At 73.0% G+C, this 14,401-nt stretch carries 14 protein-coding genes and 1 other RNA gene; 3 read left to right on the top strand and 12 right to left on the bottom strand.

What is annotated here, in order from left to right; translation table 11 throughout:
- Positions 1–44 precede the first annotated feature (44 nt).
- Together RSE42_RS06950 and clpS are read right to left on the bottom strand one after the other, a co-directional pair.
- Positions 45–728: a DUF2017 family protein gene (locus RSE42_RS06950; RefSeq protein ID WP_144723539.1), complete on the bottom strand. Its 684-nt coding sequence runs from the start codon at positions 726–728 to the stop codon at positions 45–47.
- Positions 725–1,012 carry an ATP-dependent Clp protease adapter ClpS gene (gene clpS / locus RSE42_RS06945; protein ID WP_051027713.1) on the bottom strand — a complete coding sequence of 96 codons (288 nt, stop codon included), beginning with the start codon at positions 1,010–1,012 and terminating at the stop codon, positions 725–727. Before clpS ends, RSE42_RS06950 begins: the two co-directional genes overlap by 4 nt.
- Positions 1,013–1,125: 113 nt before the next feature.
- On the opposite strand from clpS, the gene RSE42_RS06940 reads away from it, so the two are divergent.
- A complete protein-coding gene (locus tag RSE42_RS06940; protein ID WP_415298356.1) occupies positions 1,126–2,556 on the top strand; it encodes a nicotinate phosphoribosyltransferase in 1,431 nt (476 codons plus the stop codon).
- Positions 2,557–2,611: 55 nt separating this feature from the next.
- Here the strand turns inward: RSE42_RS06940 and RSE42_RS06935 are convergent, their stop codons facing one another.
- The 9 genes from RSE42_RS06935 to RSE42_RS06895 form a co-directional block, all read right to left on the bottom strand.
- Positions 2,612–4,465, bottom strand: a complete 1,854-nt coding sequence (locus tag RSE42_RS06935; RefSeq protein WP_137280244.1) for a DEAD/DEAH box helicase — start codon at positions 4,463–4,465, stop codon at positions 2,612–2,614.
- Entirely contained in the window at positions 4,462–4,797 is a 336-nt protein-coding gene (locus RSE42_RS06930; RefSeq protein ID WP_021482851.1) for a DUF3039 domain-containing protein, read from the bottom strand. Before RSE42_RS06930 ends, RSE42_RS06935 begins: the two co-directional genes overlap by 4 nt.
- Before the next feature lie 178 nt (positions 4,798–4,975).
- Positions 4,976–5,758 (bottom strand): glucosamine-6-phosphate deaminase, encoded by a 783-nt coding sequence (gene nagB, locus RSE42_RS06925; RefSeq protein ID WP_415298353.1) that lies wholly within the window; start codon positions 5,756–5,758, stop codon positions 4,976–4,978.
- Positions 5,758–6,786 carry an ROK family protein gene (locus tag RSE42_RS06920; RefSeq protein WP_415298351.1) on the bottom strand — a complete coding sequence of 343 codons (1,029 nt, stop codon included), beginning with the start codon at positions 6,784–6,786 and terminating at the stop codon, positions 5,758–5,760. Before RSE42_RS06920 ends, nagB begins: the two co-directional genes overlap by 1 nt.
- Before the next feature lies 1 nt (position 6,787).
- On the bottom strand, positions 6,788–7,720 hold the full coding sequence (locus RSE42_RS06915; RefSeq protein WP_034652152.1) for a carbohydrate ABC transporter permease: 933 nt from the start codon (positions 7,718–7,720) through the stop codon (positions 6,788–6,790).
- On the bottom strand, positions 7,717–8,673 hold the full coding sequence (locus RSE42_RS06910; protein WP_034652155.1) for a carbohydrate ABC transporter permease: 957 nt from the start codon (positions 8,671–8,673) through the stop codon (positions 7,717–7,719). The genes RSE42_RS06915 and RSE42_RS06910 overlap by 4 nt, the downstream gene beginning before the upstream one ends.
- A gap of 147 nt (positions 8,674–8,820) precedes the next feature.
- Entirely contained in the window at positions 8,821–10,113 is a 1,293-nt protein-coding gene (locus tag RSE42_RS06905; RefSeq protein ID WP_085388198.1) for an extracellular solute-binding protein, read from the bottom strand.
- Positions 10,114–10,323: 210 nt separating this feature from the next.
- Positions 10,324–11,484 carry an ROK family transcriptional regulator gene (locus RSE42_RS06900; protein WP_051027709.1) on the bottom strand — a complete coding sequence of 387 codons (1,161 nt, stop codon included), beginning with the start codon at positions 11,482–11,484 and terminating at the stop codon, positions 10,324–10,326.
- A gap of 112 nt (positions 11,485–11,596) precedes the next feature.
- The gene (locus tag RSE42_RS06895; RefSeq protein ID WP_415298349.1) at positions 11,597–12,547 is read right to left on the bottom strand and encodes a PfkB family carbohydrate kinase; all 951 of its coding nucleotides are present in this window, start codon (positions 12,545–12,547) and stop codon (positions 11,597–11,599) included.
- 73 nt (positions 12,548–12,620) lie between these two features.
- Between RSE42_RS06895 and RSE42_RS06890 the strand changes: the two genes are divergently transcribed.
- Complete coding sequence (locus RSE42_RS06890) at positions 12,621–13,598, top strand: DUF4349 domain-containing protein (protein WP_415298348.1); 978 nt, start codon at positions 12,621–12,623, stop codon at positions 13,596–13,598.
- Positions 13,591–13,938, top strand: a complete 348-nt coding sequence (locus tag RSE42_RS06885; protein WP_085388201.1) for a hypothetical protein — start codon at positions 13,591–13,593, stop codon at positions 13,936–13,938. The genes RSE42_RS06890 and RSE42_RS06885 overlap by 8 nt, the downstream gene beginning before the upstream one ends.
- A gap of 63 nt (positions 13,939–14,001) precedes the next feature.
- Here RSE42_RS06885 and ssrA read toward each other — a convergent pair.
- Positions 14,002–14,368, bottom strand: a transfer-messenger RNA (tmRNA) gene (ssrA, locus tag RSE42_RS06880).
- Between the last annotated feature and the right edge of the window lie 33 nt (positions 14,369–14,401).

The following is a 14,401-nucleotide window of genomic DNA, read 5'->3' as shown; positions in this document are numbered from 1 at the left end:
CACGCGCACGCCGCTGTGGCAGCGCCCACAGGTCCCCGGCACGCTCAGCCTCGCGGCTCGGGGCGCGGACCGCCCCGCCCCGCCCGCAGGTCCGCGAGCATGCCGTCGACGAGCGACTCCTGGAGCAGCCCCGTGAGGAGGAACACGCTCACGAGGAAGCGGCGCGGCGCACCCCCCACCTCGCCGTCGTCCGGGCCGTCGTCGCCCTCCCGGTCCAGCTCGTCGTACAGCCCCTCGACCTGCTCGTCGGTGCGCAGGTCCAGGCGCTCGGCCAGGACGAGGCGCACGTCGGTCAGGGCGCCCGCCACGTCCTGCGCCTCCTGGCGCCCGACGACGAACGGCGCCGCCTCGGCCGGCTCGGAGTCCACGAGCATCCGGCCGAGCAGCACCAGCCGGCCCACCTTGCGCGCCGCGAGGTCGTCCTGCGTGAAGCGCCGGAACTCGTGCGCCACCTCGACGTCGTCCGACGCGTCCGGGAGCAGACGGCGCACGGCCGGGTCCGGGGGCGGCGTCGCGTCCGAACCGCCCCCACCGGGCGTCGGGCCCGTCCAGCCCGGGGGCGACCACGCGTCGTCGGGCCCGGACCGGCCCGGCGCGTCCGACGCCCGCCCGGGGACGCCCTCCTGGAGCATCTGCGCGACGTCGCCCGCGAGCTGCGCCAGCACGATCCGCTCCGACGGCTCGAGCTCGGCGACGTACCCGTGCGCCTCCGCGCGGAACGGCCTCACTGCTCGCCGTCCTTCTGGAGCGTCGCCCACAGCCCGAACGAGTGCATCGCCTGCACGTCGACCTCCATCCGCTCGCGGTCGCCCGTCGACACGACGGCCCGGCCCTCCTGGTGCACCTGCATCATCAGCTCGTGGGCGCGCGCGGTGGAGTACCCGAAGTACGACTCGAACACGTACGCGACGTAGCTCATGAGGTTGACCGGGTCGTTCCACACGAGGGTGACCCACGGGCTGTCGAGCCGGGTCCCCTCCTCGGTGCGGACCGCCTCCTCGGGCACGGTCAGGGACGCCCGCGCGACTGCGGGGCGGGTGAAGATCGGGTGGGGTCTCACGTCACCACTCTATTCGCGGGCCTGTCGGCGCCCACCGCGGCGGTCGCTGCCCTACGGTATTCCGCATGAGCCTCGCCGACCCGGGCAGCGTCGCCCTCCCCGCGACCGACAGCGCTGCCCCCTCCGCCTCGCCGACGCAGCGGCCGTCGTACCAGCCGACGTACCAGCCCGGTGCGTCGACCGCGCTCCTCACCGACCGCTACGAGCTGACGATGCTCCAGGCGGCGCTCGCCGACGGCACCGCGGGCCGGCACTGCCTCTTCGAGGTCTTCACGCGCCGCCTCCCGCCGGGTCGGCGGTACGGGGTCCTCGCCGGGACCGGGCGGGTCCTGGAGGCGCTGTCGTCGTTCCGCTTCTCCGCGGCCGAGCTCGACTGGCTGCACGCGCAGTCCGTCGTCGACGACCGCACCCTCGAGTTCCTCGCCGGCTACCGCTTCACCGGCACGATCACCGGGTACCCCGAGGGCGAGGTCTTCTTCCCCCAGTCGCCGGTGATGACGGTCGAGGGCACGTTCGCCGAGGCGGTGCTGCTCGAGACCCTCGTCCTGTCGATCCTCAACTACGACTCGGCCGTCGCGTCCGCCGCGTCCCGCATGACGAGCGCCGCCGTCGAGCGCCCGTGCCTCGAGATGGGCGCGCGGCGCGCGCACGAGCAGGCGGCCGTCGCCGCGGCGCGGGCCGCCGTCGTCGGCGGCTTCGCCGGGACGTCGAACCTCGAGGCGGGCCGCCGGTACGGCCTCGAGACCATCGGCACCGCCGCGCACGCGTTCACGCTCCTGCACGACGACGAGAGGTCCGCCTTCGCGTCGCAGGTCGCGTCCCTCGGCCCCGGCACCACGCTGCTCGTCGACACCTACGACGTGCGCCGCGGCGTCGAGAACGCCGTCGAGGCGGCCGGCGGCCGTCTCGGAGCCGTACGCCTCGACTCCGGCGACCTCGGCGTCCTCGCCGTCGAGGTGCGCCGCCAGCTCGACGCCCTCGGCGCGCACGACACGAAGATCACCGTGACCTCCGACCTCGACGAGTACGCCATCGCGTCGCTCGCCGCCGCGCCCGTCGACTCCTACGGCGTCGGCACCTCCCTGGTCACCGGCTCCGGCGCCCCCACGTGCGGCATGGTCTACAAGCTCGTCGCCCGCGCCGACTCCAGCGGCGTGCTCCAGCCCGTCGCGAAGGCGTCGACCGCCAAGACGAGCACGGGTGGCCGCAAGTGCGCCGCCCGCCGCTACGACGCCGACGGGCGCGCGGTCGAGGAGGTCGTCGTCACGGGCGCCGACCTCGCCGTGCAGGAGTGGGAGCCCGACGACGTCGACCTGCGCCGGCTCCAGGTGCCCCTCGTCGTCGACGGCGCCGTCGACTCGCGCTGGGTCGGGTCGTACGGCGTGGAGAACGCCGCGCACCGCCACCGCGAGGCCCGCGCCGAGCTGCCCCGCGGCGCGCGCCGCCTCTCCGCCGGCGACCCGGCGATCCCGACGGTCGTGCACACGCTGTCCTGACTCTCCCCGGGCCGCGACCCGGTCGCGGCCGGGCGGGCGCGTCCGGCCGCCGGGGCTACCGCTTCCCGACGAACCAGCCGCGCACCGTCGCGACCCGGGCGTCGAGCTGCTCGACCGTCGCGAGCGGGACCTCGGGCCCGCCGCAGCGGCGCCGGAGCTCGGTGTGCACCGACCCGTGCGGCTGCCCGCTGCGGCGCGCCCACGCGGAGACGAGCTGCTGGAGCTCCTTGCGGAGCTCCGCGGCGCGCCGGTGGTCCATCTCGGCGCGCTCGCGCTCCGCGGACTGGGTGGTGCGCGAACGCGCGCTCATCTGGTCGGCCTGCCGCTGGCGCAGGAGGGTCGTGACCTGGTCCGCGTCGAGCAGCCCGGGCAGCCCGAGGAAGTCGAGCTCCTCGTCCGAGCCGACGTCCGCGCCCGTGCCGAACTCGCCGCCGTCGAACAGCACGCGGTCGAACGACGCCTGGGCCTCGAGCGCCTCGAACGAGCCCTGGACGAGCTCGCCCGACGCCTTGTCCTCGCGGTTCGCCTCGGCGAGCAGCGCGTCCTCGGGGTTGAACCCCTCCCCCTGCTCCTCCGCCGTGAGCGGCCGGTCCAGCGCGTGGTCGCGCTCGATCTCGAGCCCGTTCGCGAGCTCGAGCAGGTGCGGCACGCTGGGCAGGAACACCGACGCCGTCTCGCCGCGCTTGCGGGCACGCACGAACCGTCCGACGGCCTGCGCGAAGAACAGCGGCGTCGCGGTCGAGGTCGCGTACACGCCGACCGCGAGCCGCGGGACGTCGACGCCCTCCGACACCATGCGGACGGCGACCATCCAGCGCGCGTCGCCGTCGGAGAACTCCTCGATGCGGCTGCTCGCGCCGTCGTCGTCCGAGAGGACGACCGTCGGCGACTTCCCGGTGATGCGCGCGAGGTGCCCCGCGTACGCGCGCGCGTCCGTCTGGTCGGTCGCGATGACGAGGCCGCCCGCGTCGGGGATCGCCCGCCGGACCTCGGTCAGCCGCTTGTCCGCGGCCGCGAGGACCGAGGGGATCCACTCGCCGTTCGGATCCAGCGCGGTGCGCCACGCCTGGCCCGTCATGTCCTTGGTGAGCGCCTCGCCGAGACGCGCGCTCACCTCGTCGCCGGCCTTCGTGCGCCAGCGCATGTTGCCCGAGTAGGACAGGAACAGCACCGGACGCACGACGTGGTCGCGCAGCGCGTCGCCGTACCCGTACGTGTAGTCGGCGCGCGACCGTCGGATGCCGTCGGGGCCTCGCTCGTACTCGACGAACGGGATGGCCGCGGTGTCCGAGCGGAAGGGGGTGCCCGTGAGCGCGAGGCGCCGGGTCGCGTCCTCGAACGCCTCGCGCACCGCGTCGCCCCACGACAGCGCGTCGCCGCCGTGGTGCACCTCGTCGAGGATGACGAGCGTGCGGTCGGCCGTCGTGCGCGCCGCGTGCAGCGCCGGCTTGGCGGCGATCTGCGCGTAGGTGAGCGCGACGCCGTCGTAGTGCGCGCCGTGCCGGCCCTGGCTGTTGCGGAAGTTCGGGTCGATCCGGATGCCGACGCGCGCCGCGGCGTCGGCCCACTGGTGCTTGAGGTGCTCGGTCGGGGCGACGACCGTCACGCGCCGCACCACGCCCTGCTCCAGGAGCTCGGTCGCGACACGCAGCGCGAACGTCGTCTTGCCCGCGCCGGGCGTCGCGACGGCGAGGAAGTCGCGCGGTGCGCGCGTGCGGTACAGCTCGAGCGCCTCGGCCTGCCAGGCGCGCAGCTTGGACGCCGAGCCCCACGGGGCGCGCCGCGGGAACGCGGGCGAGAGGTGCGACGCCGCCGCGGAGGACGGGCTCTGGGGCGCCGGCGGGGAGGTCCTGCTACGGGAGTCGGGGGCGGAGTGACCGGTGGACGTCGTGTGGTGCTCCGCGCTCACTTGCCGGAGTCACCCTCGCCGTCCTGCGGGTCTCGCAGTCCCTCGTAGATCTCCTTGCACGTGGGGCACACGGGGAACTTGTTCGGGTCACGGCCGGGCACCCAGACCTTGCCGCACAGCGCGATCACCGGCTTGCCGGAGAGCGCCGACTGCATGATCTTCTCCTTGCGCACGTAGTGCGCGAAGCGTTCGTGGTCGCCGGGCTCGGTCTGCTCGCGCGTCTCCTCGCGCTCGAGCACCCCGGTCGACGTGCCGGTCGTCGGCTCGGTCGCAGGAGTCCGGAACGGGTCCTCGGGACCCCCGGGTGGCGTGCTCGCGCGGAGTTCGATCATGGAGTGAAGTCTACGTCGCGACGCCCACACGTCGGGCGGCCGTCGACGCGCCGGTCCGCGTGCCGTGGGGACGGGAGACGACGAAGCCCGCCGACGCACGGTCCAGGGGCGTGGACCGCGCGCCGACGGGCGGCTCGGTGTCGCGGGAGCTCCCGCGAGGTGTCGTCGACCCGTCGGGTCAGAGGCCCTGCCAGTCGGGCTTGGACGCGTACGTCTGGCGGTAGTAGTCGCCCAGCTGCAGGCGCGAGGCCGCCGCGTCGTCGACCAGGACCGTGGCGTGCGGGTGCATCTGCATGATCGTCGCCGGCCACATCGCGCTGACCGGGCCCTCCACCAGCTGGTGCACCGCCTCCGCCTTGCCCTTGCCCGTGGCCAGCAGCACCAGGTGCCGCGCCGACATGATCGTCGCCAGACCCTGCGTCAGACAGTGCCGAGGCACCCGCTCCACGTCGTCACCGAAGAACCGCGCGTTGTCCTCGCGCGTCTGCGCCGTCAACGTCTTGATCCGCGTCCGCGACGCCAGGCTCGACCCCGGCTCGTTGAACGCGATGTGCCCGTCCGTCCCGATCCCCAGGATCTGCAGGTCCACACCCCCCGCCCCCACGATCGACTCCTCGTACGCCGCGCACGCCGCCACCAGGTCCTGCGCGTTGCCGTCCGGACCCTGCACCGCACCCGGAGCGAAGTCGACCCGCGACGCGATCTCCGTCTCGATCACGTTGCGGTACCGCTGCGGATGATCGACCGGCAACCCCACGTACTCGTCCAGCATGAACGCCCGCACCCCCGCGAACGACAACCCCTCCTGCACATGACGACGCACCAGCTCGTCGTACACCTTCAACGGCGACGAACCCGTCGCCAACCCCAGCACCGCCCCCGGCCCCGACCGCACCACCGCCTCCACGGCATCCGCAGCCAGCACCGCCAACCGCTCCGCCGGAGCGATCACGACCTCCATCACAACACCTTTCGACGGCCGACGAGAGCAGCGCCCACGGCGGCGACCGGGACGTCCGGCGGCGCGAGGGAGACCCGCTCCGACAGACGCAACGAGGACAGGAAGGGGGACGTGCTCGACTGCGCGTCGAGCGCGTCGCGGACCGCGTCCAGCAGCGGCTGGCCCAGCGCGGACACGCCGCCGCCGAGCACCACGTGGCGCACGTCCACCGTCAGCTCGAGGATCCGCACGGCGGAGGCGACGGCGGACGCGAACTCGTCCTTGATCCGGATCGCGTCCGGGTCGCCCGCGGCCGCGGCCTCGAAGAGCTCGGCAGGGGCCGGCCGACCGTGGCGCGACGGCCAGCGCGCCGACACGGCGGAGCCCGACGCGTAGACCTCCACGCACCCGCGCTGCCCGCACGCGCACTCGGGCCCGCGCGGGTCGATCGGGATGTGCCCGATCTCCCCCGCCGCGCCGCTCACGCCCCGGCGGAGCTCGCCGCCGAGCACGATGCCGGCCGCGAGCCCGGTGCCGAGCGCGAGGAACGCGAGGTCCTCCCCCTCCGCGCCCCGCAGGTGCGAGGCACCGAGGGCGGCCACGTTGAGGTCGTTGTCGACCTGGACCGGGACGCCGCCGAGCTCCGCGGACAGCGCCTCGGCGAGGGCGAAGCGTCCGCCCTCGATGCCGAGGTTCACCGCGTGCACGACGGAACCGTCGGCGGGGTCCACCAGCCCGGGGACCCCGACGCCGACGCCGTCGACGTCCGCGAGGTCACCGCAGGCGCGCCGGACCACCTCGCGGACCGCGCGCGCCGCGCTGGACACGACGCCCTCCGGTCCGCGCACCGTCGGCAGGCGCAGGGTCTCGCGCGCGACCCCGTCGGGGCCGAGGAAGGCCGCGAGCACCTTGGTGCCGCCGATGTCGAGGCCCACCGCGCTGCCCGGGCCCCCGGGACCGCGTCGTGACGCGGTCCCGGGGCCGGGGCGTCCGGCCAGGGCTGCGGCCGCCTCGCCGTCGAGCGAGGCAGCCGTGCTCAGGTCGCTCACGTCAGCCCTTCACCGCACCCGAGACGAGGCCACCGGTCATCCTGCCCTGGACGATGACGAAGAAGATGACCACCGGGATCGCCACGATGACCGAGCCGGCCATCAGCGCTCCCCAGTTCGTCGCCATCGTCGCCTGCTGGAACGTGCGCAACCAGACCGGCAGCGTCATGGACTCCGGCCGGGACATGATGATCAGCGCCATGAGGAACTCGTTCCACGCCTGGATGAACGCGAAGACACCGGTGGCGACGAGGCCGGGCGCGAGCAGCGGGAACGTCACCTTCCAGAACGCCTTCGGTCGCGAGCACCCGTCGATCATGGCCGCTTCCTCCAGCTCCGCGGGCACGCCTTGGACGAAGCCTCGCAGGGTCCAGATCGTGAACGGCAGCACCGCGGAGATGTAGACGAACGCCAGCCCGGTGATCGTGTTGAGCATCTGCCAGCCGTCGATGATCCGGAAGATCGAGATCATCATGGCCTCGCCCGGGATCATCTGGATCACGAGGAGCGCGACGATGAACGACTTGCGGCCCTTGAACGAGAAGCGCGTGATCGCGAGCGAGGCGAGGAAGCCCAGGATCATCGAGACGACCAGCGTGATGAGCGTGACGGTGATCGAGTTGACCATCGCGGGCGGCAGCGGCGCACGACGGTCGTCGGTCCACACGTTCACGTAGTTGTTCAGCGTGAAGACGTCGGGGGTCGGGAAGAAGTGCAGGTCCGTCCCACGGATGAGGTTCGTCGGCAGGAACGACGTGTTGATCATCCAGTAGACGGGGAACGCCGACGCGACGAAGACGACGATCGCGATGATCGAGTAGACGACGTTCGCCGCGCGCTTCTTGCTCTGTCCCTCGCGCCGCGTCTTCCGGCCACCGCGGTCGGGGACCGCGGCGCGGGAGACGGGGATCGTCGGGGTGGAGATGGTGCTCACAGTTCTTCCTCCCGGACGGTCCGGCGCACGTAGTAGAACGAGATGCCGAGCATGATGAAGACGAAGATGACGGCGATCGCGCCGGCGACACCGTAGTGCCCCTGGGCCATGCCCATCTGGTAGATGTACACGCCGATCGTGTTCGTCTTCTCACGGTCGCCGCCGATGCCCTGGAGGGCGTAGACCTGCGTGAAGACGCGCAGGTCCCAGATGATCGACAGCACGATCAGCACCGTGTAGATGCTCCGCACGTAGGGGACCATGATGAGCCGGAACCGCTGGAACGGCGTCGCGCCGTCGAGCTGCGCGGCCTCGAGGACCTCGCCCGGCACCTGCGTCAGGCCCGCGTAGAGCGTGAACGCCACGAACGGGATCGCGCCCCACACGATGATGAGCGTCAGGATGAGGAAGAACTGCATCGGGTCGAGGAGCCACGAGTGGCCCATCCAGTTGTCCCCGGTGATCTTCGTGAGGAAGTTGTTGACGACGCCGTACTCGGTGTCGAAGAGCCAGCCCCAGACGATGGTGCCGGCGAGGGGCGGCATCGCCCACGCGAGCAGCAGCCCGATGGACACGAGGAGGCGGAAGCCCTTGTTGAGACGCATCATGAGCAGCGCCACGAGCGTGCCGAACAGCATCGTCAGCGCGACCCAGACGACCATCAGGACGAAGCTGCGGAGCAGGACCGTCCAGAACCCGTCGACGTCGGTGAGGACCTGTACGTAGTTGTCGAAGCCCACCCACTCGGCCGGCACGCCCATGAGCTGGGCGCGCTCGTACTCCTGGAAGGACATGACGAACAGCTGGACCAGCGGGTAGCCGACCATGATGCCCAGCAGGATGAGCGTGGGGACCAGCAGCGACCACGGCAGGACCGGTGGACGCCGCTTCTTGGGGGGCCGCACGGACGCGCGCGGGGGCGCTGTCCGGGGCTCGAGAGTGGTAGAGCTCATTTCCTCACTCCGTCGGATGGTGCGCGGTGGTGCGCAGTGATGACGTGCGGGACGCGTCGTGCGAAGGGTGGGGACCCCGGAGAGATCCCCACCCCTGACGAGCGTCCGGTGCCGTCCCGGGCGGACCCGGGGCGGCACCGGGCCGGCTCAGCTGTTGAGGATCTGCTCGATCTTCGCGTCGAGCTCCTCGGCGACGGTCTTCACGTCGTCGCCGTTGGCGATGCGCGTGAAGGCCGTCTGGAGGACGTTCTGCGCCTCGACGTCAGCCCACTTCGGCGACACCGGCGTGACCTGCGTGTTCATCGCGGCGTCCACACCGGCCTGGGCGATCGGGTTGTCCGTCGGCACCTTCTCGGCGAGCGAGGTCTTGGCCGGGATGAGGCCGTTCTCGGCGAGGATCGTCTGGTACTCGTCGCTCATCATGATGGCGTAGGCCTTCACGGCGAGCTCGGGGTTGTTCGACTTCGACGCGACCGCGAGGTTCGAGCCACCGCCGAAGACCGTCGCGGTGCCGCCGTCCTTGCCGGGCAGCGGGAGCGCGGTGAGGTCGGAGCCGTAGGTCGACTCGCAGCCCGGCGTCTCCGCGTCCTCCGGAGCCTTGATGGACCACTGGATCCACGTCGGGGCGGAGAGGTACGCGACCTTGCCCTCGCAGAACGGCACCTGGAGGTCGGTCTCCTGGCCGTCCTTCGGGGCGTGCGAGGCGTTGGCCATCAGGTCGGCGACCTGCTCCATGCCCTTGAGGCCACCCTCCGAGGAGAAGCCCGCCTCCCAGGTGCCGTCCTCGCCCTGCTCGGCGATGAAGCCGCCGTTCTCCCAGATGAAGGGGAGAGCGTTGTACCAGTCCTGGCCAGGCCAGTAGAGGCCGGACACGTCCGGGGTCGTGAGGGCCTTGGCGCTCGCGACGTACTCGTCGAGCGTGGTCGGCACCGCGGCGCCGCCCGTGACCTGGGGCGAGTAGAACACCACGCGGGAGCCCGCGTAGTACGGCAGCGCGTAGTGCTTGTCCTCCCACGTGCCGGCCTCGACGAAGGCGGGCAGGAGGTCGTCGCCACCGTAGGACTCGAACTCGTCGGCGGTGATCTCGCGGAAGTAGCCCGCGGAGGTGAACGCGGCGGACTGCGTGTTGCCGACCTCGACGACGTCAGGGCTGTCGGAGCCCGAGAGCGAGGTCGTCAGCTTGTCGACGAGGCCCGTCCAGGACTGCTCCTCGATCGTGAGGGTGCTGCCCGGGTTCTCCTCCTCGAACGTCGTCTTGAGGTAGTCGCGGGCCGCGTCGGGGGTGTCGGAGCCCACGAGCCAGACGCGGATGTCGCCGGAGGCGGCCTCGCCGTCGCCGGAGCCGTTGTTCTCGTTCCCGCCGGTGCTGCAGGCGGTCAGCGCGAGCGCCAGGGTGATCGTCGACGCCACAGAGGCGGCGACGAGACGGTTCCTCTTCACTGGGTGCTTCCTCTCGGTGATTCTTGGTGGTGGCGGCGATGCCCCCACCGGAGGTGTGGCAGGAGTCCTGCGTAATCGAGCGTGTGCAGGGGTGCTGCGGTGTTACTACGTTCCTGGGGGTGCTGCACTGGGGGTCCCAGGAGGTCGTGAGGGGCGGGTCGTGGCCCGCGCCCCGGTCGGGCAGGGCGGGTCAGGCGGAGCGTCGTCGGCTCACGAGACCCCCAGCTGTCCGGAGAGGACGAGGACGGCGGCCCCAGCGAGGACGACGTCTTCGTCGAGCGTGGCCATCCGCACCTGCAGCCCGCTGCCGATGACCGGCATGGTGCGGGAGCGGATGGTCTCGAACGCCGACTCGCGCAGGGGGCCGTCGAGCAGGTCCGCAGGACCGCTCACGAGCACCTCCGCGAGGTTGAGCGCACTGACGACAGGGGCCAGGGCGATGCCCAGCGTCCTGCCCACCGACGCCAGCACGGCGTCGGAAGCCTCGGTGTCGAGCCCGTCCACCGCGCGGCGCAGCGCCGGCACGGACAGGACGGTCTCGAGGCAGCCGCGGCGCCCGCAGGCGCACGGCTCGCCGTCCTCGACCACGGTCACGTGGCCGAGCTCGCCGGCGGCGTCGGCGTGCCCGTGCACGCGCGCACCGTCGACCATGATGCCGGCGCCCACGCCCTCGCCCACCGTGAGGACGAGCAGGCCGTCCCCGGCCGCTCCCCCGAACGTGAACTCCCCGAGCGCGGCGATGTTGGCGTCGTTGGCGACGTGGACCGCGAGCCCGAGCCGCTCCGTGAGCTGGGCGGCGAGCGGGACGTCGTACCAGCGGCGGTTCGGCGCCTCGATGACGCGGCCCTCGGCGTCGACGACGCCGGGCGACCCGATCCCCACGCCGATGACCGGCTGGGTCGCGGACGCGATGAGGCCGCGGCAGAAGCGCATGAGGAGGTCGACGAGCTCGGTGCCGGTGCGGCCGTCCACCGCGAGGCTCTGCCGGACGACGAAGTCGCCCGTGAGCGTGACGACGGCGCCGCGCAGGACCTCGTCGTCGGTGAGGTCGACGGAGACGATCTGGTACGCGCTCGTGCGCATGCCGACGAGGATCGCGGGCTTGCCCACGCGCTGGCCCGGGCGGACGCCGAGCTCCTCGACCAAGCCCTCGGCGATGAGCACGGAGACGAGGTCGGAGATGGTCACGCGGGTGAGGGACGTGGCGCGCGCGAGGTCGGCGCGCGACGTGGGCCCCTCGTGGAACAGGTGCTGCAGCACGAGCGACCGGTTGTGGGCCCGAGCGTGCTCGGGGAGCACCTTCGAGGTCGGCCTGAGCCCTGTGCTCAGTCGCCTCCTCGGTGCGCCGGTGCCGGTGACTGCCGTTGTCATGTTTGTTAGTAGACTGCCTTTACTAAGTGACTGTCAACTCTCTCCCGGCTTCGTGACCGAAATGTAGCCGAGGAGGCCGCGACCCGGGACCTTGGTCCCACGGACCCGCACGTCACGACGTCGCGGCGATCCAGCCCCGCGCTCCGGCGTGCTCGACCGAGCGGGACGCGACCACCACGGCGTCCGCCAGCGCCGCGCGCCACGACGACCCACGCGCCGCCGCCGCGGCGAACGCGCCGTGGACCACGTCGCCCGCACCCAGGGTGTCGACCACGCGGCCCGGCCGCGGGACCGCGGCCTCGTACCTCTCCCCCTTGTCGAGCACCTCGACGGGCCGCGGACCGCGGGTCCGCGCGACGAACCGCGGTCCGAGCGCGGCGACGGCGTCGAGCACGTCGCCCGTCGCGACGCCGGGCGGCCGGAAGTCCGCCGACACGACGACGGCGTCGCACAGCCCGATCATCGCGGGCGCGTCGCGCTTCCAGGAGCCCCCGTCCAGCACGACGGCGCACCCGCGCTCCCGCGCGCGGCGCGCGACCCGGAGCGCGAGCCCCGGGTGGTGACCGTCGAGCAGCAGCACGTCCCCGGGGCCGAGCTCGTCCAGCAGGTCCGCCGTGCGACCCGGCGCCGCGAGACGCGCATCGGTGAGGTCGCCGAAGCCGGAGGCGTTGGTGCTCACGACCGCGCGCTCGCCGGTCGCACGCGTGACCAGCACCGTCGAGACCGCGGGCTGCACCGCCCCGGCGACGCCGTCCGCCGCGTCGACGAGCGCGACGCCGGAGGACTCGAGCTCGGACCGCACGACCGCGGCGAGGGGCCCGTGGCCCACGGCGGTCACGAGGGTCGGCGGGACGCCGAGCGCGACGGCGGTGGCCGCGGCGTTCGCGGCCGGGCCGCCGAACGTCGCGGCGAGGGACCGCGCGACGACCTTCTCGTCGGGTCCGGGCAGGGCGTCGACGACCTGGACGACGTCGAGGGTCACGAGTCCGCAGCACACGAGCACGCGCCCATCCTCGCGCGCGGACCGGCACGTCCGCAGCGCGCCGGGCGACGGTCGGATCACGGACAGTTCACAAGACGGTCACGATGTGGGTGCGGCTGTCCGGTTCGCGCGGTTGGCCCCCTACCCTCGCAGCATGCGGACCACTCGCCCTCTCGCCGTCGTCGCCGCGCTGGTGCTCGGCGGCGCGCTCCTGGCCGGCTGCTCCGCGACGCCGGGCGCCGGCGACGCCGCCCTCGACTCCGGCGCGGGGTCCGAGGCGGCGGTGGTCGACGGCACCGACACCTCGTCCGGCGCCCCGGCCGGGATCACGACCGGCGACGAGGACGCCGTGGTCGAGGCGGACCGCGAGATCGTCACGACCGGCTCGGTGACCGTCGTCGCGAAGGACCCGTCGGCTGCCGCCGAGCAGGTCGCCGATCTCGCGGAGAGCGCGGGCGGGCGGGTCGAGAGCCGGCGGCAGTCCGAGCCCGAGGGCGACGCGCGGCCCACGGCCGAGCTGACGGTGCGCGTGCCGGCGGCCCAGACGACCGCGACCGTGGACGCGCTCGGTCAGGTCGGCGAGGTGCGCGACCTCGCGATCGAGGCGGTCGACGTGACCGGCACCGCGCGCGACCTCGACGCCCGCGTCGCGGCGCTCACCACGTCGGTCGAGCGCCTGCGGACACTCATGGGCGACGCGGCGACGACCGCGGACCTGCTCGCCGCCGAGCAGGAGCTCACGACGCGCCAGGCGGAGCTCGAGTCGCTCCAGTCGCAGCGCGCCGCGCTCACGGACCAGGTCTCGATGTCCACGCTGCACGTCACCGTCGTGCAGGTGGTGCCGACGGAGCAGCTCGCCCCCGGCGGATTTCTCGGCGGGCTGCAGAACGGCTGGAACGCTCTGCTGACCACGCTCAACGGCCTGGTCGTCGTCCTCGGCGCGCTGCTCCCGTGGCTCGTCGTGGTCGGCCTCGTCCTGCTCGTCGTGCGCTGGGTGCTGCGCCGGGTGCGCCGTCGCGCGCAGGACGGCGGTGCTCCCCCGGCCGACGACGGCGGCACGGGGCCGGACGACGACCCGCAGGCGCCGTCGTCGGGACGGGCTCCGCTCGTCGGGGCGTCCGCCCGTGACTGAGCCCGTCACCCCCGAGGGCACCGGTCGCGTCGCGCGCCTGTGGGCCGACGACGAGGGCACGGCCCGGCTCGCCGGTCACCTCGTGACGCGCGTGTGCACGCACTGGGACACGGTCGGGCCGCAGACGTTCCCCCGGCACGTCAACCCGGAGCCGCGCGTGCAGTGGCGGGCCCACCTCGACGGCGCGGGCGACGACGAGGACCTGTACAGCGACGACCCCGGCGCGCCCCCGCTCCCCCGTGACGACGACGACCGGCTCGAGGTGCGGGGGCGGCGGCTGCGCCTCGAGTGGCTCGACGGCGACGAGGCGGCGGCAGCCTGGGAGCGCCACGGCTGGTGACCGCACAGAGCGCCGATACGGCGACGGCCCGCACCCCGAGAGGGGTGCGGGCCGTCGCCGCAGGGGTGGAGGTGCGGGGAATCGAACCCCGGTCCGGTGACGCCGATCGAGGACTTCTCCGGGCGCAGTCTGCGGTCGTTTTTCTCGGCCCCCGCACTCACGCAGACAAGATGCGGACGGGCTCAGTCACCTGAAAGTCCCCGCAGCCCCGGTGACGAGGACTGCGAGCAGTGGCTCTCTAGATGACGCCAGGATCCGAGTCGAGAGCTAGCTCGGGCTGACGGACTTCGGGGCTCGCTCAGGCGGCGAGGGCGAAGTCGGTGCGCTTGTTATCGGCACCTGTGTTTTGCAGACATCGTTTACGAGATAAGCCTGCATCCTCGGCCCGCTTCTCCTCGAAGCACGACCACCGTCGAAACCGATCACCCCCTGTGCAGTTGTCAAGCACTGCGCGGCGCCCGGG

Origin of the sequence: Cellulosimicrobium sp. SJTW-1 (genome assembly GCF_047716875.1) — a bacterium.
GTDB lineage: Bacteria > Actinomycetota > Actinomycetes > Actinomycetales > Cellulomonadaceae > Cellulosimicrobium > Cellulosimicrobium funkei.
The sequence above is the reverse complement of the archived record's forward strand: the minus strand, read 5'-3'. Positions and strand labels throughout refer to the sequence as shown.

Bases quoted from the DNA above. Each gene is read 5' to 3' on its own strand.
- RSE42_RS06910 (WP_034652155.1), bottom strand. From the start codon at position 8,673: ATGAGCTCTACCACTCTCGAGCCCCGGACAGCGCCCCCGCGCGCGTCC.
- RSE42_RS06900 (WP_051027709.1), bottom strand. From the start codon at position 11,484: ATGACAACGGCAGTCACCGGCACCGGCGCACCGAGGAGGCGACTGAGC.
- RSE42_RS06940 (WP_415298356.1), top strand. From the start codon at position 1,126: ATGAGCCTCGCCGACCCGGGCAGCGTCGCCCTCCCCGCGACCGACAGC.
- nagB (WP_415298353.1), bottom strand. From the start codon at position 5,758: ATGGAGGTCGTGATCGCTCCGGCGGAGCGGTTGGCGGTGCTGGCTGCG.
- RSE42_RS06930 (WP_021482851.1), bottom strand. From the start codon at position 4,797: ATGATCGAACTCCGCGCGAGCACGCCACCCGGGGGTCCCGAGGACCCG.
- RSE42_RS06890 (WP_415298348.1), top strand. From the start codon at position 12,621: ATGCGGACCACTCGCCCTCTCGCCGTCGTCGCCGCGCTGGTGCTCGGC.